The sequence below is a fragment of the Methylophaga marina genome (genome assembly GCF_030296755.1).
GTDB lineage: Bacteria > Pseudomonadota > Gammaproteobacteria > Nitrosococcales > Methylophagaceae > Methylophaga > Methylophaga marina.
The window spans coordinates 147,665-171,637 of the sequence record NZ_AP027741.1; the positions used below are offsets into that span (position 1 = coordinate 147,665).

At 43.4% G+C, this 23,973-nt stretch carries 27 protein-coding genes; 6 read left to right on the top strand and 21 right to left on the bottom strand.

What is annotated here, in order from left to right; all coding sequences use genetic code 11:
- Positions 1-87 precede the first annotated feature (87 nt).
- Complete coding sequence (locus QUE24_RS00735) at positions 88-2,163, top strand: EAL domain-containing protein (RefSeq protein WP_286304795.1); 2,076 nt, start codon at positions 88-90, stop codon at positions 2,161-2,163.
- On the top strand, positions 2,164-2,499 hold the full coding sequence (locus QUE24_RS00740; protein WP_286304796.1) for a hypothetical protein: 336 nt from the start codon (positions 2,164-2,166) through the stop codon (positions 2,497-2,499).
- A gap of 23 nt (positions 2,500-2,522) precedes the next feature.
- Here the strand turns inward: QUE24_RS00740 and QUE24_RS00745 are convergent, their stop codons facing one another.
- The 6 genes from QUE24_RS00745 to QUE24_RS00770 all read right to left on the bottom strand — a co-directional run bounded on the left by QUE24_RS00745 (position 2,523) and on the right by QUE24_RS00770 (position 7,678).
- A complete protein-coding gene (locus QUE24_RS00745) occupies positions 2,523-3,329 on the bottom strand; it encodes a quinoprotein dehydrogenase-associated SoxYZ-like carrier (RefSeq protein WP_286304797.1) in 807 nt (268 codons plus the stop codon).
- 4 nt (positions 3,330-3,333) lie between these two features.
- A complete protein-coding gene (locus QUE24_RS00750) occupies positions 3,334-4,275 on the bottom strand; it encodes a quinoprotein relay system zinc metallohydrolase 2 (protein WP_286304798.1) in 942 nt (313 codons plus the stop codon).
- 42 nt (positions 4,276-4,317) lie between these two features.
- Positions 4,318-4,581 (bottom strand): DUF4242 domain-containing protein, encoded by a 264-nt coding sequence (locus QUE24_RS00755; RefSeq protein ID WP_286304799.1) that lies wholly within the window; start codon positions 4,579-4,581, stop codon positions 4,318-4,320.
- Between the two features lie 61 nt (positions 4,582-4,642).
- Entirely contained in the window at positions 4,643-5,236 is a 594-nt protein-coding gene (locus QUE24_RS00760; RefSeq protein ID WP_286304800.1) for a TetR/AcrR family transcriptional regulator, read from the bottom strand.
- A 53-nt stretch (positions 5,237-5,289) separates the two neighbouring features.
- Positions 5,290-5,745 carry a hypothetical protein gene (locus QUE24_RS00765; RefSeq protein ID WP_286304801.1) on the bottom strand — a complete coding sequence of 152 codons (456 nt, stop codon included), beginning with the start codon at positions 5,743-5,745 and terminating at the stop codon, positions 5,290-5,292.
- 250 nt (positions 5,746-5,995) lie between these two features.
- Positions 5,996-7,678, bottom strand: a complete 1,683-nt coding sequence (locus QUE24_RS00770; protein ID WP_286304802.1) for a GAF domain-containing hybrid sensor histidine kinase/response regulator — start codon at positions 7,676-7,678, stop codon at positions 5,996-5,998.
- A gap of 207 nt (positions 7,679-7,885) precedes the next feature.
- Between QUE24_RS00770 and QUE24_RS00775 the strand changes: the two genes are divergently transcribed.
- Together QUE24_RS00775 and QUE24_RS00780 are read left to right on the top strand one after the other, a co-directional pair.
- The gene (locus tag QUE24_RS00775; RefSeq protein WP_286304803.1) at positions 7,886-9,295 is read left to right on the top strand and encodes a phospholipase D-like domain-containing protein; all 1,410 of its coding nucleotides are present in this window, start codon (positions 7,886-7,888) and stop codon (positions 9,293-9,295) included.
- 33 nt (positions 9,296-9,328) lie between these two features.
- Positions 9,329-9,604 (top strand): Lrp/AsnC family transcriptional regulator, encoded by a 276-nt coding sequence (locus QUE24_RS00780; RefSeq protein WP_286304804.1) that lies wholly within the window; start codon positions 9,329-9,331, stop codon positions 9,602-9,604.
- A 1-nt stretch (position 9,605) separates the two neighbouring features.
- Here QUE24_RS00780 and QUE24_RS00785 read toward each other — a convergent pair whose 3' ends face one another.
- The 11 genes from QUE24_RS00785 to QUE24_RS00835 all read right to left on the bottom strand — a co-directional run bounded on the left by QUE24_RS00785 (position 9,606) and on the right by QUE24_RS00835 (position 17,547).
- Positions 9,606-9,860, bottom strand: a complete 255-nt coding sequence (locus QUE24_RS00785; protein WP_486196029.1) for a hypothetical protein — start codon at positions 9,858-9,860, stop codon at positions 9,606-9,608.
- The gene (locus QUE24_RS00790; protein WP_286304806.1) at positions 9,854-9,979 is read right to left on the bottom strand and encodes a hypothetical protein; all 126 of its coding nucleotides are present in this window, start codon (positions 9,977-9,979) and stop codon (positions 9,854-9,856) included. The genes QUE24_RS00785 and QUE24_RS00790 overlap by 7 nt, the downstream gene beginning before the upstream one ends.
- A 332-nt stretch (positions 9,980-10,311) precedes the next feature.
- Positions 10,312-10,827, bottom strand: a complete 516-nt coding sequence (gene fldB, locus QUE24_RS00795; RefSeq protein WP_286304807.1) for a flavodoxin FldB — start codon at positions 10,825-10,827, stop codon at positions 10,312-10,314.
- A gap of 104 nt (positions 10,828-10,931) precedes the next feature.
- A complete protein-coding gene (locus tag QUE24_RS00800) occupies positions 10,932-11,714 on the bottom strand; it encodes a hypothetical protein (protein ID WP_286304808.1) in 783 nt (260 codons plus the stop codon).
- 105 nt (positions 11,715-11,819) lie between these two features.
- Positions 11,820-12,266 carry a cupin domain-containing protein gene (locus tag QUE24_RS00805; protein WP_286304809.1) on the bottom strand — a complete coding sequence of 149 codons (447 nt, stop codon included), beginning with the start codon at positions 12,264-12,266 and terminating at the stop codon, positions 11,820-11,822.
- 151 nt (positions 12,267-12,417) lie between these two features.
- Positions 12,418-15,525, bottom strand: coding sequence for an efflux RND transporter permease subunit (locus QUE24_RS00810; RefSeq protein ID WP_286304810.1), 3,108 nt, complete (start codon positions 15,523-15,525; stop codon positions 12,418-12,420).
- A gap of 15 nt (positions 15,526-15,540) precedes the next feature.
- Complete coding sequence (locus QUE24_RS00815; RefSeq protein WP_286304811.1) at positions 15,541-15,741, bottom strand: permuted SH3 domain-containing protein; 201 nt, start codon at positions 15,739-15,741, stop codon at positions 15,541-15,543.
- Positions 15,742-15,948: 207 nt separating this feature from the next.
- A complete protein-coding gene (locus QUE24_RS00820; protein ID WP_286304812.1) occupies positions 15,949-16,530 on the bottom strand; it encodes a TolC family protein in 582 nt (193 codons plus the stop codon).
- Entirely contained in the window at positions 16,531-16,965 is a 435-nt protein-coding gene (locus tag QUE24_RS00825; RefSeq protein ID WP_350226620.1) for a TolC family protein, read from the bottom strand.
- A 44-nt stretch (positions 16,966-17,009) separates the two neighbouring features.
- Positions 17,010-17,153, bottom strand: a complete 144-nt coding sequence (locus tag QUE24_RS00830) for a hypothetical protein (protein ID WP_286304814.1) — start codon at positions 17,151-17,153, stop codon at positions 17,010-17,012.
- Between the two features lie 67 nt (positions 17,154-17,220).
- On the bottom strand, positions 17,221-17,547 hold the full coding sequence (locus tag QUE24_RS00835; protein WP_286304815.1) for a hypothetical protein: 327 nt from the start codon (positions 17,545-17,547) through the stop codon (positions 17,221-17,223).
- A gap of 71 nt (positions 17,548-17,618) precedes the next feature.
- On the opposite strand from QUE24_RS00835, the gene QUE24_RS00840 reads away from it, so the two are divergent.
- The gene (locus tag QUE24_RS00840; RefSeq protein WP_286304816.1) at positions 17,619-18,497 is read left to right on the top strand and encodes an alpha/beta hydrolase; all 879 of its coding nucleotides are present in this window, start codon (positions 17,619-17,621) and stop codon (positions 18,495-18,497) included.
- 31 nt (positions 18,498-18,528) lie between these two features.
- On the opposite strand, the gene QUE24_RS00845 is transcribed toward QUE24_RS00840, so the two are convergent.
- Entirely contained in the window at positions 18,529-19,491 is a 963-nt protein-coding gene (locus QUE24_RS00845; RefSeq protein ID WP_286304817.1) for an aq_1923 C-terminal domain, read from the bottom strand.
- 139 nt (positions 19,492-19,630) lie between these two features.
- Positions 19,631-20,944 (bottom strand): PAS domain S-box protein, encoded by a 1,314-nt coding sequence (locus tag QUE24_RS00850; RefSeq protein ID WP_286304818.1) that lies wholly within the window; start codon positions 20,942-20,944, stop codon positions 19,631-19,633.
- Positions 20,945-21,090: 146 nt separating this feature from the next.
- On the opposite strand from QUE24_RS00850, the gene QUE24_RS00855 reads away from it, so the two are divergent.
- The gene (locus tag QUE24_RS00855; protein WP_286304819.1) at positions 21,091-22,104 is read left to right on the top strand and encodes a catalase family peroxidase; all 1,014 of its coding nucleotides are present in this window, start codon (positions 21,091-21,093) and stop codon (positions 22,102-22,104) included.
- A 67-nt stretch (positions 22,105-22,171) separates the two neighbouring features.
- On the opposite strand, the gene fae is transcribed toward QUE24_RS00855, so the two are convergent.
- A complete protein-coding gene (gene fae / locus QUE24_RS00860; RefSeq protein ID WP_286304820.1) occupies positions 22,172-22,723 on the bottom strand; it encodes a formaldehyde-activating enzyme in 552 nt (183 codons plus the stop codon).
- Positions 22,724-22,880: 157 nt separating this feature from the next.
- Positions 22,881-23,879, bottom strand: a complete 999-nt coding sequence (gene ahr / locus QUE24_RS00865; RefSeq protein WP_286304821.1) for an NADPH-dependent aldehyde reductase Ahr — start codon at positions 23,877-23,879, stop codon at positions 22,881-22,883.
- Positions 23,880-23,973: the final 94 nt, after the last annotated feature.

Sequence of the window (23,973 nt, forward strand, 5' to 3'; positions counted from 1 at the left end):
TAAATTTATGAGAAATTAAACAGCTTTTTTATCGTGTTTATGTTTCAATTGAAAAAAACTTTTATAAAAGCTTTAGGGAGAAAGAGATTGAAACAACGAATGCTGTTATGGATAGTAGCAACACGTAATAGTTTTGTTTCATTACTTCCCCTGACATTTCTACGTGTCACATTGGATCTATTGGTTTATTTCCCAAACACGTTTTATCAAAACTTCATGACTGACTGGCTGGGTGATAACTGGAAAGTACCTCTAGCCCAGATAAGTGAAGCCACTTTCAGTTTTTTTGCGTTGGCGTTAACTGCGATTATTTCTGTGCAGTTGGTCTATCGACTAAATAGCAGTAACGCTACTGAGGGTGATATGCCGACCCCATTGATGGTGGCCATCAGTGCAGCTATCAACTTTATTATATTCATCTCATTACTTGGTTATTCGCCCATTGACTTCAGCATAGAAGCGATGGCACTGGCTATTATTTTAGGTGTAGCAACGGCAGAGTTAGTCTCCTGGTTAACGCACAAACGATTGCTGGACTTATTACATCTCTCTGTTGAGTCGGATACGGCATTTTATAATGCCATGCGTTTAACCCCCACTATTGTTTTGGTCGGGGTTTTCTTTTTTCTGCTGGCCGCATTTATTGCTGTGCTGCCTGATTTTCCGGATGTGTACAACACCATTACACATGGGGCACAGGAAACTGGGTTCGGTGCATGGATACTTAGCACTCTCACCGTACTGGTTAACCAGGGCTTATGGTTTGTCGGTATTCATGGTGGAATTGCTATTGAGTCATACCAGCAAGGGGCATTTTTTATTAATGATGTTGTTGCCATCAGTACTGATTGGGTAACACGGTCTGTTTACGAAAGCTTCGTTTTAATAGGTGGCTCAGGCGCAACCATGGGATTGGTTATCGCCATATTAGTTGCCACACGCACAGGTGTTCAAAATAAGGTCGCCAAAATTTCAATTATCCCGAGTCTGTTTAATATTAACGATATCTTGATCTATGGCCTCCCTCTTGTTCTCAACCCTCGCTATTTAATCCCCTTTTTCGCTGTGCCATTGTTATTGATGGCGATGTCATTGCTGGCCTTTCAATCCGGTTGGGTTGATGTGGTAAATCAATCCAAAGTGACATGGACAACACCGCCTGTGTTATCGGCCTGGCTACTGACTGAATCGTGGCGCGGCGTCGCGTTACAATTAATGAGCATTATTATCAGCACGCTGCTCTATCTACCGTTCGTTCGTAAAGCTGAAGTTTACAGGCATCAACAAGAGCAACTCGCTTTTGAGGAGGCGACCAATACGATTATTCATAACGGTCAGACCAAGCTGCAAATTATTAGCAGACAAGATAAAGTCGGCATGATTGCCAGAGATCTAGTGTATGACCTACGTCAAGCCATTTACCGTGATGAGTTGACTGTTGTTTACCAACCTAAGCATCATCGTTCTGGTCACATTGTGGGCGTTGAAGCACTGGTGCGTTGGACACATCCACGCTACGGCTTTGTATCCCCTGCCATGCTCGTCATGCTGGCTGAAGACAGTGGCGATATTAATAAATTAGGTAACTGGGTATTTGAGCAATGCTGCATCACTAAAGCCAAGTGGAATAAAGAAGGCCATCATGCTCTGACGATGGCAATAAATATTTCACCACTCCAGCTCAATGATAATGCCTTGCCTGCATTTCTCACACGTTGTATTCAACAATACGGACTCAGTACGGATGAAATTGAATTAGAAATTACTGAGTCATCTGAAATTTCTGACTCGAAGCAAGTAGAGAAAATATTACAGGAAATCAGTGATCTCGGTATTCATCTGGCCATGGATGATTTTGGTATGGGCTACTCATCGCTTTTACATATGCGTCGCTTTACTGTGAATGCGATTAAAATTGATGGGTCGATTACCCGTGATGTGCTAACGAACTCTACCAATGCCGATATTATCCGCACTATCAGTGCATTGGGTAAATCTCAGAAAGTCTCGGTTGTGGCTGAATATGTAGAAACGCTAGAACAAAGAGAGGCCCTAGTGGAAATGGGCTGTGATATATTCCAAGGCTACTATCATAGTCCCCCGTTAAAACCTGAAGATTGCTCTATGTATTTTTTATCTCACCGTATCGAAGGTGCTCACTAAATGACAAGCGCAGCCAATACGGTCATGACTTTATATAACTGGAATATACTTATTCTTCCCAGTGGTGAGGAAATTTTTGTGGGTTTGCGTCAACGGCCAGAAACCGTACCACCATTCAAGCCAGCGGATGAGGAAGATGAGTTACTGCCTTTTACATTACGCAATAGCAGTCCTATTAGAGAGTTTAATCAAGCCCAAGGCGTAGGCTATACCGATTCAGGTAAGCGTTATGTAGTATTAGGCCAAGCCAGCGATCCCACCGGGATGATTCGATTGAGTGTGGATCAGATGATGCCTGCTGAACAGATTAAATGGAAATTTCCATTTAACGACTGACTTCCCTGTCAGTCACTTCATCATTAAATGTGTTTTTCTATCGTATAAACCTGTTTTTTATTATCTGTTACTTCCGCTTTCAGCACTCCATGCCCTTCTTCGCCTGCAGGTAAAACAAAGCGCATGCTGGGATCTTCGCTGATGGAAATGCCTGTATCGATGGTCATTAACACTTTATCATCCAGTGTTATCAACATTTTCTCGACATAATGAGCGGGTATATAACCACGGGTTTTTAAATCCATCTGTAAACCACTATTGTTGGGGTGGCTAATCACGACCTGGACCGGTTTGGCTTGCTCAGTATCACCGTCACGATAACGAATTTGCATTTTGCCAAGTCTGGCCATCGCCGCTACCTGGTCTTTTGCTGCAGGTGCACTGCATCCACCAGAAGCCTTAACAAAACGTTTCACCATATGCAGGCTACCGTCATTCATCTCAGCGATAGCACGTATATAGGTATATTGGTCAACCCGCATGCGTGTGGAAATATCCACCGTTTCTAATACCGGTGATAAATGGAAGTTAGCCGAATATGGCATGGGGTTATTATCAATAAAAACGTGGAGATTTTTGATATACGAATTGGTCGTTTGTGGTTTCTTTGAAATAAGATGTATCGGCACAATCGCCGCATCTTCTGCTCTTTTCGGTGCCTCGATAATTAACCAGTCATCCGCATCTTCAAGAATAGTTTTATCTTCAAAGTAGATTTCTTTCAGGGTTTGCCATTGTTCTTCAGGTTCATCATCAGCCATGCTCATCCATGGCAATAAGACTAAGCTCAATAAAGCAGCAAAGCCGAAATGTTTTAATAATACTTTCATCGTTCTATTCCCATTCCAGTTCGGTAAAAGCAGCGGTGATATTGCGTTTATGATAATCATCAAATAACAACCACTTGCCCTTCTCACTCAGACCGACAGATTCGGTTGCTTCATTGATAGTGCCCATATCATAAATAATGGCTCTGATTTGCTCTCGAATCGTACTGAAATAATGCGCTTCGTCATCAAAGGCTTGTTGCCACTCATCATGTTGAGCAGGTCCATGCCCGGGAATCACTGCATTCAACTTCATAGATTTAAGAGCATCGATCGTGGTTAGCCAACCATTAATACTGCCATCCAGGGCTGGAATCCGTTTTACAAAGAGTAAGTCGCCGGTCCATAAGGTCTTGGTTTTTTTATCCAGCACCGTCAGATCATTATCTGTGTGTGAGGTGGGATAGCTGGTCAGAACCAGTTCACGTTCCCCCAAATCAATGGTGATGGGGTCATCCACACTCACTAATTGGGTGGGCTCAATAAACTCTGTGCCTTTAAAGTGAGGCCCCAGAATGTCACTGAAACGGGTTTCATAAAACGATTTTCGGGCTTCGATTGCAGCTGGCATTTTATCATTGCCAATAAAGGTTGCTTCAGTCTCTTTGAATGCTGCATTGCCTAAAAAATGATCCGGATGAGCATGGGTATTGATAACATAACAAATCGGTAAATCACTTTTATCGCGTATCACTTCCAAAAGCGATTTACCTTCAAGATAACTCCCACCGGTATCAACTACGGCGATACACTTTTCTCCGATGATAAAACCGGTATTGGCTATTTCACCTTTATTGTCCCGATTGGCATCTTCCTGAACACCCTGGTGATAATAAATACCCTCACTCACTTGTTTTACTGGGTATTCTTCCGCATTGGCTTTCAGCATCAACAAGGTGCTGATGACTATAGTCACGGTGCTTAACGTGACTTTTGTTTTATTTTTCATTTCTCTCCCCTTTTCTATGTAGGGTGTGTTTTCTCTCAGTATTTATTTTGGTTTAATCATATTTTTGACTTCTGAGATAACGTTGGCAGGAAAACCACCTTGCTCTGCATGACGCAAGATTAAATCCTTACTTTCAGCTTTGTATACACAATAGATTTTATTATCTGTCACATAACTTTCTACCCACTCAATTTCCGGCCCCATCTCTCTTAAAATCGAACAGGATTTGTCCGTTATCTGGTCCAGATCATTATTGGTCAAATCACCTGCACCTGCAATTTCTCGCTCGATAATATATTTATTCATCTTGTATCCTCACTAAAAATGACCGGTCGTCTTTATAACCGGCTAAAAAAATCAACGTCATTTAACGTTGAAGAAAATAGTCGTCCAGTAATTGCGATAAACACCGTGATAACGGGGCTGTCGATTTTTCCACTTTCATATGCAGTAACGCACCCTGCCATTGATCGAACAGCAGCGTGGCCATGTCATCTGCAGGCAGATCATCACGAATAATACCTAATGCCTGACCATCACTGAGCCCCTGACTTATGAGCTGACAATAATTCGTGATCGCCGCGAGTAATGTCTGTCGACATAACTCACTGGAGGTACTGATTTCCCCCATCATATCGCCCAGTAAACAACCACCGCTAAAATCTGAGTGTTCAAGATCAGTTATCAAAGAGTCGAAATACGCTTTTATAGCCTGATGACCATTTAATTCCGGATTATCCAAAAAGCCTTGTAATCTGGAAATGAAAGGCGCGATGTAATGCGTAATTGCCTCGGATGTGAAATTTTCTTTACTATCAAAATAACTATAGAACGAACCTTTTGGCACCTTGACTGTGTCGAGTATCAGTTTGATACCTGTGCCGTGATAACCATGTTTCATTAGTAACTGAATGCCATGGTTAAGAATTTGTTCTTTTTTGATGTGTTTTTGTAATGTCATGAAGCCATAATATGACCGGTCGTCTTTAAGTGTCAAACTTTATATTGTTATCCCTATGCTTTATCACGACATTCCCTTGCTTGCAGGCGTGCGTAGGCTTCAGCTTCATGATGAATATCACTGATCAGGCCTCGATGAAGAGCCACTGAGATGGCATCCTGATTATGAAATCGCGCCCCTTGTTTGAAGAGTAAATCTAACAATTCACGCGCGGGCATATCGAGATATTTAGATAATTCCTGAGCTTCTTTTGATAGTTTGTCCAATACTTCAGGATGTTGCTGTTGCACATTAAGGGTGGCGAGATTATCGATGATGGCCAGCTCTCGAATGGTTTCTTCACTTAAGCCATTGTCTTGAACAAACCTGAGACTGGTTAGGCCTGTTAGTTGATGAAATGTGTTTTGAACAAGATTTAAATCTGCATTCCTGCCCGCTAAGGCGACTTTCAACCATTTCAGACGATGCCGTGCGAGAACAATCATACTTTTTTCAGTTTCTCTGCTCATGCTATTCGCTCCGCGTTAAAACACAGTACTGTGTTATCACAAAACAGTCATTTATGACAAATTGCTTACACATTTGCCATAAGCCATATTGTTCATTTTGAGATGCAATCAAGAACAGATTTACAAAGAGCACACTAGATGAATATTGTGGCTAAAAAAAACAGAGATAAGGAGATTGCTTCTACCCTATTCTTTCACCAGCACTGGCGATCAAAACGATTTTATGAGGGCAGCAGCCCTATCTATAAATTTAGCGAGGGTGTGTACGCGTTGACCAATACACCATTTTTTCCAGCAACAAGTCGAGTTTAATAGGCTTAGCCATATAGTCACTCATTCCCGCTAATAAGCATTTTTCTTCATCACCTTTCATGGCATTCGCTGTTAAGGCGATGATGGGAATATCCTGATATTGTTCACCCAACTTACCATCTCGGATATGTTGAGTGGTGGTGTAGCCATCCATGACGGGCATCTGGCAATCCATCAGAATCATTTTTATTGGCTCATAACTATCGAGCTCCGTTAACAGTTGATTGGCCTGCACGCCATTCTCAGCAGTCGTGAAATGGACATTTAAACGTGTCAGGAAAAACTCTAAAACCGAGCGGTTAGTTAGGTCATCATCCACAATTAAGACATGTATGTCAGACAGACTGGGTTGGTAGGTTGGTTGTTTATTTGCATCGGTGTGAGTTTGTTTAGACTCTGATTTGCTGATGCGTTTAAGCTTTATAGTGAAACTAAAGCAAGAACCTTTACCGACCTCACTTTCAACGGTAATACTTCCACCCATTAATTCGCATAGTTTTTTTGAAATCACTAAACCTAAACCGGTGCCACCGAAGCTTTTTGATGAGCTGTTATCTAACTGCTCAAAAGGTTCAAATAAACGGGACTGTTGTGTAGAACTGATGCCGATACCACTATCGATAACATGACATGACAAGGTGATATCGTCATCAGACTGCTCAATGAGACTGGCTTTTAGCTGAATATGGCCATGCTGAGTGAACTTATCAGCATTGCTAAGCAAGTTTAATAAGATTTGTTCTAGTCGTGTGGCATCACCATCGACGAATAAATCATCATTCCAGTCGACAGATAGATGGTAACTTTTATCGGTTTTCTTGCCCCGTAGACGAAAACTTTCAAATACGTCTTCGAATAGTTTGGTCAGGTTAAAGGCATCATGACGGATATGAACTTTATTGGCTTCCAGTTTAGAAAAGTCGAGAATGTCATTGATAATATTGAGTAGCAGTCTGGCACTTTTGCTGGCCAAATCCATATGTCGCTGTTGTTCGGTCGTTAATTCACTCCCTTGCAGAATATCCAGCATACCGATCACGCCCGCGATTGGACTACGCAGTTCATGTGTCATATTTGCCATAAATGCTGATTTTGCCTGGTTCGCCTGCTGCAGACGTTGGCCTGTTAAACGCATCTCAATTAATGATTCCACCTGATGAGCGAATAGCTGAAGTTGTTGTTTTTGCTGTTCGCTCAGTGTTCGTGGCTGACGGTCAATAATGCACAGCGTGCCTAATAGATGATGATGTTGATTATGTTTGTATCGGAGCGGAATACCTGCATAAAAGACAATATGCGGTGGTCCTGTCACTAGAGGGTTATCCTTAAAGCGGTCATCCTCATGTGCATTTTCTACAATAAACGCTTGTTGATGAAAGATAGCATGACCACAAAAAGAAATATCTCTGCCGGTTTCGCAAACGTCTAAGCCCTGGATTGACTTGAACCACTGTCGTGATTCGTCAATCAAGGAAATGGCCACAATAGGCACAGAAAAAATATCCGCGACCAGTTCTGTCAAATTATCAAAAACAGCCTCGGGCTCCGAGTCTAGAATTTCCAGATTGTACAAAGCATTGAGGCGTTCTTGCTCATCGCTTGGTATTGCAGGTGCTTCCACTATGACCACCCTTCCATGTCTATGTATCTGAAATTTACTATAACAAAATCAAATAAGTAGAAAAAATCTCTTTGCATCCTTACACATTCCATCCTGATAAAACATAGGATATGGCTGCTCCATGATGATGTGAGAGGTATATCAAGCTTACATCGTTTTATCGCCAAGAGTTCGTTACTATGGGCGCTTGTCAATCAGGTTGTGAATATGGATATCGTCTATATATTTTTGTTAATTTTGCTACACGCTGGACCCGCCGCCTATAGTGTTTTTCACATCTTACTTTACAAACGTGACAGCCGTGCAGCACTGGGCTGGATTATGTCCTGTCTGTTTATTCCTTATGGTGGCCCCATCGCTTACTTTTTCTTCGGTGTGAATCGGGTAAGAAGCCGCGCTACCAGTATTAAACGACGTTTATTCAAAATTCCTTTTGAGTCTGGTTATGCCAAACGCTCAATACAGCACATTAATAGTTATGGTCTGGACAGTATTGGAGAGCGTATTACAGGAACCAAACTCACTCCCGGTAATGACGTCAGTATTTTTCATAATGGTGATGAAGCTTACCCTGCCATGCTTGAGGCGATAAAATCAGCAAAAAAACGTATTCTATTAATCACTTATATTCTTAAAACAGACCATACTGGTAATGAATTTATTGATGCCCTGAGTGAAGCCGTCAATCGTGGCATTGAAGTCAAAGTTATCATTGATGGCATTGGTGAGTGGTACTCCTGGAAAAAACCGTCTAAACGTCTGAAAGCACTCGGTATAGAAGTGGCTAAATTTACGCCGCCCAGGATTCTGCCACCTAATATCTATATCAATATGCGTAATCACCGCAAATTGTTGATTGTAGATAACACCACAGCCTTTGCCGGAGGCATGAATATCAGTGATGACCATCGACAAATGCCTATGCAGCCGCGCCGTATTACAGATATTCACTTCAGCTTCAACGGTCCGATAGTAAAAGATTTAATCGGTATTTTTTATGATGACTGGCTCATCGCCAGTCAAAGCAAAATGGACTGCCCATTTCCAGCTGCCGAACCTCAACCGGACGGCTACCACTGCCGGGTTATTCCAGAAGATCCAGATGAAGCAATGGACGCATTATCGTTAACACTGCAAAGCGTGATTTCTGCAGCGAAAAACACCGTAGATATCATGACGCCCTACTTTATCCCGAGTCGGGAAATGATTGCCTCACTGCAGTCAGCATCTATGCGTGGAGTGCGCGTGCGGATTGTTTTACCCGCTAAAAATAATCTTATCTATATCCATTGGGCCAACCGAAACATGTTGACCGAGCTACTGTTATGGAATGTGGAAATATTTTATCAACCAGCCCCTTTTTGCCATAGCAAATTACTGTGTATTGATGATCATTACGCATTGGTAGGCTCTGCCAATATTGACCCACGAAGCCTCAGGTTGAATTATGAGTTAGGGGTTGAGATATTCTCGCATACAGTTAATAAAGAACTCACACAGCACTTTGATGAGATTATTGCTAAAAGTGAAGCCATCAGTGATAAGGATCTGGCAAACCGCAGTGTGCCTGTTAGACTACGTGACTCATTTATGAGCTTGTTATCCCCTTATTTATAAAAGATAGCCTCGTGCAACTGTCCGGAGAACCAAATGATTACCTCATTTATTTTGATTCAAACTGAACGTACAAAAATCACTGACGTGGCTGAAACCTTAGCCGATGTTGACGGTATCAGTGAAGTGTATTCTGTGAGCGGCAATTATGATCTCGTTGCGATTGCCCGCGTCAAAGACAATGATGAACTGGCTAGCCTGGTAACCAGTAAAATTGTGGATATCGAAGCGATTACAAAAACAGAAACCATGCTGGCATTTCGTGTTTATAGCAAACATGATCTCGACTCGATGTTTTCTATCGGTCTCTGAGTCAACACGCCGACATAGAGCCTGTAGCAGCAGGCTCTTTTTTAGCTTTATTATTTTTCACAATCACCGTACAAGTCATGCCGGCATCCAGCAGTGTCTGCTCGGGAACCTCATCTAAAGCAATACGCACGGGTATTCGCTGCTCCAGGCGACCCCAGTTGAACGTGGGGTTCACATTAGCCACTAAATCACGGCTTCCCGGGTTATCGCTGTCATAGATGCCTCTTGCAATACTCTCAACATGACCCGTCAGTATTTGGCATTCATCAACTCAATATCGACAGGATCGTTTACTTTTGGCAAAGCCAGCTTTGTCTCTTCAAAGTAGCCATATACCCAGAAAGAATGTTTATCGATCAAGGTCATCATCATCATTACACACCTTAAATAACCCTATAATCATAATTAACTTTAACTTTTAAATTATTGTATTAAATGGTTTATCTATTTTAGGATTAGACTTCATCTACCAATCATGAACTCAGAATCAGACCCAATCTACTTTGCCTCGGCATAATCGATTAAGCTATCACTAGACGGTGCTTCTGTACCGTATCCCCTCTTTTTACTAGGTACTATGTTGTGGATGAGCCCCATTTCTGGCTGGATTTTTTGTATCGACATTTGCCCTTCAGACTGGCTTACGATGATAAGAATTTCGGTATGTAAAAAAATAGGCCCCAAACCTGGGGCCTACTGGAAAACGATTAGGCAGCTTTTAACAAACTCGATTTGAGTTGCTCGCACCATTGTTCAAGTCTACCTTCGGTCAACTCGGGTTGGCAGTCTTCATCCAGAGCCAAACCGACAAAAAACTGCTTATCTGCGGTTAAGGCTTTTGAGGCATCAAACTCATACCCCTCAACAGGCCAATGCCCGATAACTTTGGCGCCTTTGGCCACCACTTTGTCATGCAACATGCCCATGGCATCCTGAAACCATTCGGCATAGGCAAATTGATCGCCCATCCCCAAAAACGCCACTGTTTTACTGGAAAAGTCAGTATCATCAATTTCATCCCAGACATCCTGCCAATCTGCCTGAACCTCGCCGTAATCCCAGGTTGGAATGGCAAAAATGATATGGTCAAAAAACTCCAGCGCCGCCAGCCCGACGTCTTTCACATCAAATAGCTCAACCTGATCTTCACCAAGAATTTTCGCTATTTTCACGGCTGCATCTGAGGTATTACCAGTGGTTGAACCATAAATAACTGCAATCATTACTCACCTACTTGCATTGAATTAACATATGCAAATGATATTCATTATTATTTAATAATTCAATAGGCAATCGTCCTGGGAATAAACCAGCGAGTATTGTCCTACTACAATTGCGGGCTTCTTGTACCAGCTTGTCGAGCTTCAATGGCTTCTTGTTTTAGCTCACCGACCCATTCCATAGCCGCTTCATAAGCATTGACCCAAGTGGGTACATCCACCATGGTGGCCGTGATATGGCTAGCGGGCTGTTCATCCATGCTGCCAAACTGAAAGCTCATCCAATTCGCACACTCATCCAGACTTTTCACTTCCGGGTTACGGAAATCATTGACTTGATAACGACTCCCTTCTTTGTTGAATACCAGCCCCATGATCGTATCTGCATTTAATGTGCGGGGTGGCGTAATTTGTGTACTGGACGCCCCTAAACAATTGATTTTGCCTTGTGGGAAAATCCAGTCCAGAGGTCCGGCATTATCAAAGGGTTGACCATATTGGTTTATCAAAGACTGGCGATAGACAGCCACGCTAAGCGGATCAACATCGTTTTGTCTGACGCGATGAATGGCGACTAAGCGACCCGCTTTAGGTAAGGGGGTGAATACCAGTTTAAAACTATCTGCCTTGCTCTGACCTTGCTCGGTTTCTTCAATATGGGCTGAAAGGCTATGAATAAAACTGGGGGTTTTATGGTTTTTTGCGCCATCACTGTAAGTGTAATATTGCTTTTCTTCTTCTATCGCACTGGCATTCACACCGTAATCCAGTAAAGCACCTTTAGCCTCGTCAATGCTCATGCCAAGCTGCAGGCCGGCCATATCCACATCATCTGCCAATGCAGAACAGCTAAACAATATAGCTGCAAAATAGGGGATAAACGTTTTCATATTCTGTTCCTCAATGGGATGGATAAATCTGGGCTGACGATATAAAACAATTTATCGACAATGACAATATCCCTTTTATCATAATCCTCATTGAGGCATAAAACGTTACGCGGATAAGGCAGATTGTTGTGCCTGATAGAGTCCTTCAAATTCATTCACCGTAAAAACAGCCAGGATATTTAGCTCATCATCGAGGATTTCATACATCGGTCCTTCTGTACCGCGAATACTAAATAAAACTACCGTATCTTCATCGCCACCACATTCTCTATGTGGCTCATTATCAGCTTGGCTTATGGTATATGAGCCGGTTGGACGTTTTTCTTTTAAGGTACCATCAGCATGATACAGACAGTGCTCCCCCTGAAAAACAAAGGTGTGATTAACCGCACAGTGGCGATGTAACACGATAGGATCATTGGCTGCGAATTTAAATAGCACTTCTACCACTTTATTGTCCCCGTCAACATCCAACACCGAATATTGAAAATTGTCGAACACCTCAAGTCGTTGCCAGTGGATGTGTTGATCATTAAATTGGTGTAGTTGCATTTCTCTCTCCTTTTTATTTATATGTCAGTGACATACATCAACTCTAACGATGAGAACACATGCTACGCCAGCGATATTTGCCTGCGTAAAAGCAGGACTTTTACCCATAATACAATCAGGGCTAACCATTCAGCCCTGATTGTATTTTTATCTAACGGTTACGATGATGTACTAAGTGGTATAAAGCCGGTAGTACAATAAGGGTAAGTAAGGTGGATGACACAATACCGCCGATAACCACCGTCGCTAAGGGCCGTTGTATTTCTGCACCGGTGCCTGTATTCAACGCCATTGGCACAAAACCAAGGCTGGCTACTAACGCGGTCATCATGACTGGACGCAAACGGCACATTGCCCCATCCACAATCGCTTGATAGAGATCGCCGTGTTGTTGCCAATGATCACGAATAAATGACAACATCACCAGACCATTCAATACAGCAATACCAGACAGTGCAATAAAACCAACAGCCGCTGAAATCGACAGCGGCATATCCCTGATTTGTAAAACCATCATGCCTCCCGTTAATGCCAATGGAACACCGGTAAAGATAATCGCGGCATCCTTTATTGACCCCAACATAGTCACCAGTAATAACAAAATACCGAATAACGTTACCGGGACTACAATCGCTAAGCGCTGACTGGCCGAGGCTAACTGTTCAAAGGTCCCCCCGAACTCCAGCCAGTAACCGTCAGGTAATGTCAGCTGTTGATCGAGCTTCTGCTGAGCTTCCTGCACAAAGGATCCCAGATCACGCTCTCTGACATTGGCTGTGACGACAACACGGCGTTTCGCGTTTTCACGCGAGATCTGGCTCGGCACATCGACAAGTTTAACTGTCGCTACCTCAGATAAAGGCACATAACTACTGGATGGTAATGCAATCGGTAGCTCACCTAATGACGCGATATTCTGACGCTGTTCATCATCTAGTCTGATTACTAGTTTAAAACGTCGATCACCTTCATAGATTAACCCTGCCTCCTGGCCGCCAATAGCTGTAGCTAACATTGTCTGTAAGCTATCCACACTGAGTCCATAACGAGACAGCGCTAAACGTTTGGGTTCCACTGATACCATCGGTAAACCACTGACTTGTTCCAGTCTGGCATCCGCTTGGCCGGGTATATCTCTGATAATAGTTAAAATGGATTGAGCTGATGTTTTGAGTTTATCCAGATCATCACCAAACACTTTAATGGCCACATCCGCCCTGACTCCTGAGATAAGCTCATTAAAGCGCATCTCGATCGGTTGGGTGAATTCATAGTTATTGCCAGGTAAGGCCTTTGCAGCTGCCTCGATTTGTTTGATGAGTTCAGACTTTGGCAATGCCGGGTTGGGCCAGTCTTTTCTTGGCTTTAATATCAGAAATGTATCAGCCACATTCGGCGGCATCGGATCGGTCGCCACTTCTGGCGTGCCGATTTTGGCAAAGACGCTGTCTACCTGTGGAAACTGTTTCAGCCGTTGTTCGAGCACTTCCTGCATATCTATCGATTGCTGCAGACTGGTCCCCGTAGTGCGTAAGGCATGTAAGGCAATATCCCCTTCATTGAGCTGAGGAATAAACTCTGTGCCCATTTTCGATGCTAGTGTCAGTGAAAAGAGCACCAAAACGAGCGCAGCAAACATCACCAGCCAACGTAACTTCAGACTCCATATCAATACTGGTCTATAAATCGACTTAGTGGCAGTAATAATCAGACTTTCGCTCTCCTTGACTTTGCCTTTCATGAACACAGCCACGGCTGCAGGTACGATAGTCAGTGACATTACCATTGCTGCCAGTAAGGCCAGCACCACTGTCGCCGCCATCGGTTCAAACATCCTGCCCTCCACCCCAGTCAAGGTGAATAAAGGGATGTACACCAAGGTAATAATCAATACCCCAAACAAGCTAGGTCGAATCACCTCATTGGTAGCATCAAATACCACAGCCAGCCGTTCATTCAATGGTAATGCTGTAGCGCGGCCAGACTGAGCCAGTGATAAACGCCGTACGCTGTTTTCCACAATAATCACGGCACCATCGACAATCAGGCCAAAATCCAGTGCGCCAAGACTCATTAGGTTCGCTGAGATTCCGGCCTGAACCATGCCGGTGATGGTTGCCAACATGGCAAGTGGTATCACAGCTGCAGTGATTAAGGCAGCGCGGATATTACCCAGTAATAAAAACAACACCACAACAACTAATAAAGCACCTTCCATCAAGTTTTTCTGCACTGTAGCAATGGCTTTATCAACCAGGGTGGTTCTGTCATATACCGCTTCAGCAATAACGCCGTCGGGTAGCGTCGCTTGAATCTTGCTTAACTCCGCAGCAACCCGTTTGGCGACCTCACGTGAGTTCTCCCCTATCAGCATCATTGCCGTTCCCATCACCGTTTCCTGACCATTCTGGGTGGCGGCACCAGTTCTCAGGGTTTTACCAATGGCAACATCAGCGATATCCATGATCTTGATGGGCGTGCCCGACATCTGCTTCACCACGACCTGTTGAATATCGTCGATGGTTTTTAACTGGCCCGGAGAACGCACCAGTAATTGTTGGCCATAACGTTCAATATAACCAGCACCACGATTACTATTATTTGCCTTTAATGCCTGCTGGATGTCGCCAAAGCTAATGCCGAACTCCAGCATTTTTTGTGGTTCAGGCTGGATGTGATACTGCTTGGCATAACCGCCTACTGTATTCACCTCCGTAATCCCAGGCACTCGCATTAAACGGGGCTGAATTATCCAGTCCTGTATTTCACGTAATGCAGTCATATCATAAGCTTGACCATTCGCTTGTCGGGCTTTTGGCTGAGCAGAAACGGTATAAACAAAAATCTCACCGAGTCCGGAAGCAATCGGCCCCATTTCTGGCTCCAGCCCATCAGGCAGTTCATTTTTGATACTGGCCAGGCGGTTATTCAGCAGATTTCGGGCAAAATATAAATCTGTACCCTCTTTGAATACCACGGTGACCTGCGATAAACCATAACGAGAAATCGATCGTGTATACGACAGTTGAGGAATACCTGCCAACGCACGTTCGACGGGATAAGTAATACGTTGTTCGGTTTCTAGCGGTGAATATCCCTCTGCTTTGGTATTAATCTGTACCTGTACATTGGTGATATCCGGTACCGCATCAATGGGCAAGTGTTGATAACTCCAGACACCCGCCGCCATCAGCACGATGATTAGTGACAATATAAAACCACGTCGCTCAATGGAGAAACGTAATAGTGATGTAATCATAACGTCTCCTTGAGTTTAGTGGCTGTGCTCAGCGCCGTCTTTTTCAAGATCTGCTTTTATGAGATAACTGTTTTCAGTCACTATTTGCTGACCGGCATTGAGGCCTGACAGCACTTCTGCGTACTGTGCGTCCTGAATACCCAGCGCAACTGGCTGTGGTGTATAAGCGTCACTCTCCTTGATGAAAACGACTGTTTTGTTTTCATATTGCTGCAAGGCAGATAATGGGACACGGACTTTAACTTCGCGTTTATCAATAAGGACCTGCCCCCCACCAGCAAGCCAGGAAACCAGTCATCATCAGGATTTTTGAATTTCACTCTGGCGATTCTAAATGGCTCACCATCAGTATTTGGCAGAAGCTGGGAAATAACAGAATGGGTTTGCATATCATCACTCTGTAAAACCACTATTTGCTTTGCTTTAACCTGACTCGCCTGGGAAGGAAACACCTTGAGCTCGGCCCATAAGGTCAAGGTAGCTATACAGGCCCCGTTGGTAAGCTGTTTTGGTTTGAGTTAAGGCGTCGGCCAACTGTGGGATGATGGATTGCCGCAAGGTCGTGGCCGAGGTAATGGCCTGCTCCCGTGCTGTGTATGCCTGATACAGTTGCGTATGTATGCGCAGCAGAAAGTCTTGTTGACGAAACGTTATTTCATTCCTTGCTGCCAATGCTGATTTCACCGCTGACTCAGCACGTTTTTCTGCAAATAATGGCACAGAAAACCCTGCTACCAAGGCAGATTCATCAATATCAGCATTTCGCCGAATACCCACAGACCAATCGATATCGGCCTGCTGTTGGGTTTTTGCCAGACGAATTTCAGATTCTTTTAAACGTGTTTCAGCAGCAAAAAATGCCAGCGACGGATTATTTTTGACCCGTTCGAATAGTGACTCAAACGATCTACTGCTGCCGTAATCAAACAGTGATCCAGCTACGTTATTGAATTGTGGCAGCATCTCACCCCATAAATTAGCCAAAGCCATTTTATGGGCATGCATTCACTGCTCGACGCGTGAGACATTTAATCTGGCCTGCTCAACGGCGGCCACTGCACGGGCATAATCAGCCTTAGGCGCAATCGCAGCCCTGACACGTTTATTGACTTCATCAGCCGTGGCTTGAGCAAGAGAGACTTCTTCTTCAGCAAGCTGTATTCGCTGCTTATCAATCAATAACTGAATATAGTTTTTGGTGACCGTACTGAGTAAATCAAGCGAAGCAATCTGTTTTTTTATTTGCGTCAATGCCAGCTTTTGATCAACCACATCAACCCTGGCTTGTTTTTTCCCACCTAGCTCCAGCACAGAAGATAAAGACACCGTGAGTTCAGCTGATTTCGTGCCACTTAGCTGACCTGTACCAGCCACGTTCTCCAGTTCAGCACCTACGCGATAAGACGGTGATAGCTGGGCTGTTTCACGCTCAGCTTGCAGGCCTTGTTCACGGACCGGAAAGACATTGAGTGAGGGATTCTGATTTAAGGTTTTTTTATTGCTTCAGCTAATGTCAATGTAGTGTTTGTTGCAGCATGGACCTGAAACGACACAATAAACAGACTGAAAGCAACATACAGGCACAGACGCAAAAATGGCGTTTGCCCATCTAAATAAATGAGTTTCATGATAGGAATCCTGAAATAAATACTCTTTCATCACGAATTCGTGACGAGCGAAAGTGTTAAATCAGAATCAGGCTTTCGGAGGGCGGTACATCGAGCTGACGGAACCCGATACAGGTGTGTATTGGTACGGACTGAAAAAAGTGTCTTTAAATAAAGACAGCGGTATGTTCACCACATGCGGTACAGCCACAAAATGCACACAATGACTGTGACCACACTGATGTTGGTCGGCATCCATATGGACTGAATCCGGACTATCATCGGCGATAGGATCGATGAGACTGTGATTATCCTGCTCATCAAAAATAATATGATGTACATCAGCCGCGACAATGCCTGTTTGCAGCACCATCATCAGAATCAAGCTGTATAGAAAGGATTTGATGTTCATCATGTCTGATAGCATAACGTAAACTTACGTTCAGATGAAATAGCTTAGCTGACACCTAATCATAGGATGAAAAGATGACATTCAAGATAGTACTGACTGTTTTCCTGTTTTCGTTAATAAAGCCGGTGCTGGCTGCTGAAGACGATATCAAAATGATACGTGATCTGGCCTATGGTAATTCGCCCTTACAGACCATGGATGTCTATCTACCCGCAAACGCAAAAGATACCCCTATTCTATTATTAATCCACGGTGGTGCCTGGCAATTTGGTGATAAACGCAGCACAGGATTAATCAAAAACAAAGTGAATCGCTGGGTAAAGAAAGGCTTTATTCTCGTTTCGACTAATTACCGTTTGGTCCCAGAAGTCGATCCCATCACTCAGGCTAAAGATATTGCCGCTGCCATTCACACCATACAAACCCAGGCCGAGCAGTGGCACGGTGATGCTGACAAAATGATGGTTTTAGGTCACTCAGCAGGTGCGCATTTGCTCGCTTTATTGACCAGCCATGAAACACTGATGCAAGAGGCCAATATACGGCCTTGGTTAGCCAGTTTTGTTATTGATAGCCAAGTATTGGATTTAGTCGCTTTAATGCAGCAAAAACATGTGGAATTCTATGATAAGGCCTTTGGTAAACAAGAACATTACTGGCAGCAGGCATCCCCGATTAATCATGTGGACGGTGATGAAATCCCGATGTTTGTTGTCTGTTCTCTTCAACGTGAATACGCCTGTGACAGTTCCGCCCGTTTTGTAAACACACTTCATCAGGTCGGTAGTCAAGCTGAACTGCTGCAATTAGATCTGACACATGATGAGACACTTGAAGACATTGGTTTAAATAATACCTACACTCAAACGATAGAAAACTATATGTCTGCTCTCCACCCTCAGATCAAAAATAGATTGATGCACTCAGATAAGAAAAATCCACCAACACCTTAGCCCTACTCACTGCGGTGTTGGTGGAGAAAGCTTATTTGCCTTTAATTTCCAGCTTGAGTTGCTCTTCAAGCTCATCGCTATCTTTAGCAAACGCAGCAAGTTTCTGGATATCAATTAAAGTCATAGGCTGTTTAGGCGTTATGTCTACCTTGAACTTATGAAGATCCTCCACAAAGTCTTCCATAGCCTCATAAAACATTTGCTCTGCAGGTTGACGAGAGGTCTCAGCTCTTTTCTTAAGCTGCTCGGTCAGCTGGGCTTGATACGCCTTTTCAGTGACATTCATCTGCTTGGCGGTGTTTTTCATCATCAGATCAAAGGCATTGTCTTCTTCTTTAATCTCAAGCTGGAAATGATGAATAAGTGCTCGTTGCATACCACCCAACATCAATACCACGGGATCCAGTGGCATATTCTCTATTTCGGCTTTGACTTCCAGCTTTGCCACTTTATTCAGTTCTGATTTTAACGTGATATCGATAAATGAACGCGTATTCTCTTTGGCTGGTTCATAATCATATTCCAGGTAAAAATCCGTGGTGGGTTTACCTTCAGTAACCTGGTCCACCACTTGATAAAATGCTTTTTCAACGGGTTTGTAACTTTGCTGAGCTAGCTGTTTAAAATCAACTTCTGTGGCTATGCGGTGTAAGGTAACTTCAAGATGAGGAGGTAACTGAGAATTGTTCAGCGAGCTTAACCCTGCTTTGCTATCCACCGTCACCGACTCAATACTGATCATTTTAGGTGTGGGTGTTTGAGTCATACCTGAAAGACCCGATGTATCGATACTCACATTCTTTAATGTCACCGCATTAGAGAAAAGTGATGTGTCCAGCGTGCCGTATTTAATGGTGCTTGTGCCATCAAACTGCATCAGTTCCATATCAATGCGTTCTTTGATTACTTCATGTTTTTTATAATCCGCATAAAAATAACCTGACACAACAGCCAGCCCGACCAGGCTGCCAAGGATAAGATGTTTTTGTTTCATTAAAGTCCTTAAGATGAAATGTGAATGGTGATAGCGCTAGACAGCATGACAGAGACATTGCGCCTTTTTATAGTCTATAGACACATATAGACTCATGACGAAAATCTGCGCTTAAGCACGCATAAAGTCTGCGTTTAATTTAATGGTCAATCAATGCTTTTGCAGAAGCATCGTCTTCATAGTAACAATACTGGTTCCTTCCAGCCGCTTTAGCTGCGTACATGGCCTGATCTGCTTTTTTGAGTAAGTCTGATGCAGTCAAAGCATCAGAAGGATACTGCACAATGCCAATGCTGGCAGACAACCGGCAATCAATACCATTAATAGGATAAGGCACATTGAGTTTACTGATTAACCTATCAACAAAGCGTTTTAATTCTTTTTTGGGAAACTCACCAGACAGCAGAATAATAAACTCATCGCCTGCGTAGCGAGCAATAAGATCCGCATTACGGCATGTTTTTGTCAGTACATCCGCAGCATGGCGCAACACTTCGTCACCAAAATCATGGCCATAATTATCATTGAAGTCTTTGAAATTATCCAAGTCGAGAAACAACAACACCAGGTTGTCACGTGAGATGGAGTCTTGAACCATTTCCATTTCATGTGTGAGTGATTTTAAAAATAAATCTCTGTTAGCCAGCCCCGTGAGGTTATCGTAATTAGCTTGTTTCCATATAAGCTGCTGTTCTGCAATATCATGTGTGATATTTCTGGCAATAATGGAACCGCCGATGACCTTTCCATTCTGATCTTGTAAGGGGGAAACGGTTTCCGACATATTCATGACTAAGCCATCTTTATTTTTTCTGGTCGTTATATAGTGCTCTAGGCTCTCACCGTTATTGATAGCTTTGAGAATATCATCAGATTGTGGGTTCTCTTCATCATAGAGTGCTGAGACAGACTGCCCAAGAATTTCGTCTGTACTAAAACCGAAAATATGCTCAGCGCCGGCATTCCAGCTTGTTACCGTACCATCCAGTGACAAACTGTAAATGGCATCTTCAGATGACTCAACAATCGCCTGGTATTCGTGACTTATGCGAATAGCTTTAACTTGCTCTGTAATATCGCGGGCAATTTTTGATGCTGCAACGATACGACCATCGGCATCATAAACAGGTGAGATAGTCACTGATACATCGATCAGTCGACCAGACTTATGTGTACGAACCGTCTGAAAATGGTTAACCACTTCGCCTCGACGTATTTTTTCCAGAATATCCGCCTCTTCCTGTTTTTTATTGTCTGGAAAAATTTTGAGCATACTTTCACCGACCATTTCATCAGCGCTATAACCGAAAATCTTTTCCGCTGCCGGATTCCAATTCAACACAATGCCATCTAAGGTTTTACAAACAATGGCATCAAAACTTGAATTAACAATGGATTGATAAATATTTTCTTTAAATAAACTGATATTGATATCTTGACGTTTCTGTGTCACAGGCGTAAATCCATGGTTGTCTGTGGTCTATTCTATGACTTATACGTACGCGATATCTACGCTTATTCGAATTTTTCTTGAATACGCCAATCAAGGAATGTTCACTTTATCTATTTTTTCACTTATCAAATTCAGGGGATCACGTCATGACATTATCATCAAACGTTATAAAACAGTGTGCCTTGTTATCCAGTTTGGCTTTGTTTTCTTTGTCCTCAGCGATGGCTGACGACCACACTAATAAACCTGTCGTTGAACAATTGGTCGATACCTTAAGCACCATTGCGGGACCACATCCAGGTATTCGAAAAAATCATGCGAAAGGCATTGTTGTCTCAGGTGAATTCATTCCCAGCCCCGATGCCGCAACAGTGACTAACGCAGTCCATTTTGAGTCTCCTGCCACGCCTGTGACAGTCCGTTTTTCTAATACCACTGGCATTCCCGATATTGCTGATAATAATCCCAGTTCCTTTCCAAAAGGGATCGCCATACGCTTTCATCTTCAGGAGGATACGTATACCGACATCGTCAGTATCTCTGTCAGTCGCTTCCCGGTTGCCACCCCCGAAGATTTTTTAGGTCTATTAAATGCGGTAGCCACTTCTGGGCCTGATGCCGCCACACCTAAACCCATCACACAATTTCTTGCCAGCCACCCTGCCGCTAAAACATTTGTAGAAACACCAAAACCCGCTCCAGTGAGTTTTGCTACGCAACCGTTTTATGGCGTAAACGCATTTAAATTTACCAATAAAGACGGTGAGGTTAGATATGGTCGTTATCAAATAATTCCTGTGAATGGCCAAGAGTATTTAACTGATGAACAACGCGCTGCGGCTGGCAAAGATTACCTGTTTGAAGAACTCCCCAGACGCCTACAACAAAGTCAGGTTGAATTCGCGCTGGGACTACAGATAGCGGATAAAGACGACGCATTGAATGATCCGACTGTCGTTTGGCCGGAAACTCGCCAAATTATTAAGTTAGGGACCATAAGCCTGGACACGGTTGATGACAATGGTAAGCAATTTGCTAAACAAACCATGTTTAATCCGCTCGCTCTGACTGATGGTATTGAAGCCAGCGATGACCCTATTTTGCTTGCCCGACCGTCGGCCTATGCGATTAGCTTTGGTCGTCGAATTTCTGGTCAATAAAAAGGAACGGTTTTAAAAACAAAAAAGCCAGACATAAGTCTGGCTTTCTTATTTTGCGCTCGGGTTCTTACCACTGAGACTCACCTGTTTCTGGGTCATACATCTCATGATGAATGCTGTTGCGGTTAGCAATCAATTCATCAATTGTCGGTGAACCTGACATCGCACGTTTAATCGCTAACTTCATCGCTTCATAATTGGTGCGGTATAAATCTTTACGATCCACATCTGGATTAGCTGCAGCATCGGGGGCAATCCAGATCATGGCGACAATACATAACTCGTCTGCATGCTCTTTAGGAATCACACCTTCAATCACGCTATCTAACACCGCATCGGCTACCGCTGATTGAACCGGGCCACCAAACAACTCAACATATGCACTGGATTTAATGGTGACTTTAGGCACAATCATGGTGGCTGGTTTGACTTGTTGATTGGTTGCACGAATCGCAAACATGCGCGTGTGCCCTTCTGTTTGTCCCATTAAATTTGCAAAGGCATGACCTGCTGGTCCTTTAACGCTACCAATCAAAATTTCAGGCATCGCATCGGTGCCTTGGTCTTCACTGGCAAAAACGGTGGCTTCTGCGGTTTTAAACCATACTGGTTCTGACATGTTGTTAACTCCGTTGATGATAATTTGTGCGCCATTTTAGGCTGATGCCAGAACAAGCCACAAGCGTTTTTTAAGGCTTGAGTCACATAATAGAATAAGCCTGTTCAAAAACATGCTGAACAGGCTTGTTGCAACGACGGTGAATGATTCGACTGAGTTAATATTCCAATACAATCCGATAACGCACATCGCCTTTCCGAAGCTTGTCGATGGCTTCATTAATTTGTTCAAACGGATAACGTTCAATGACCGGTTTCACACCATGACGTTGAGCAAATTCCAGCATCATATTGCTGGTTTGCATACTGCCAGTATCCGAGCCAGACACACTACGCTGCGCTTCAGTAAGATTAAACACCCTCAAATCCAATGGTTCGAGTGTGGCCCCCACAAAATGCAGTCGGCCTTTGGGTTTTAATTTACTGAGATATAAATTCCAGTCTAATTTCACATTCACTGTCGATAAAATCATATCGAATTTTCTGGGTAGTAAAGCCATTGCTGTCTCATCACGTGAATCCACACTGAAATGCGCCCCCATAGCCAGTGCTTCCTGCAATTTATTCTCGCTGGTAAATGCGGTAACTTCACAGCCCCAGGCATTGAGAAACTGCAAGGCAATATGACCCAGCCCACCGATGCCAATCACAGCGACTTTATCTGTGGGTTTAATACCAAATTGAACCAGTGGGTTAAATACAGTAACACCACCACACAATAATGGTCCGACTGATTCCAGAACCATGTTTTCAGGTAATGCAATGACACTATTCGCATTGGCTCTGACCTTATCTGCAAAGCCACCATGATGGCTGACAACCGTTCCAGTGAGGTCAGCACACAAGTTTTCATCGCCGTTATGACATTGTTCACAAGACTCACAGTAATCAGCATACCAACCTAAGCCCACGATTTGACCAACGTGAAACTGGGTAACAGCTTTACCGATTTGATTGATAACGCCCACAACTTCATGTCCCGCCACTAATGGATAAGAAGACATACCCCAATCATTATCAATCATGCTGATATCACTGTGACAAATACCACAATATTTCACTGTAATTTCGACTTCGTTCTTGCCTAATTCACCTGGATCAAATGTATATGGAGTGAGCTTCTCACCGGGGTTCATTGCAGCATAAGCATTAATCATTACTGGATCCTTTACTAAAACGTCATAATACAGCGTTATATTTTAAAAAATTATGGGGAAAAACTTATCCCAGAATGGCAATATTTAGTGGACT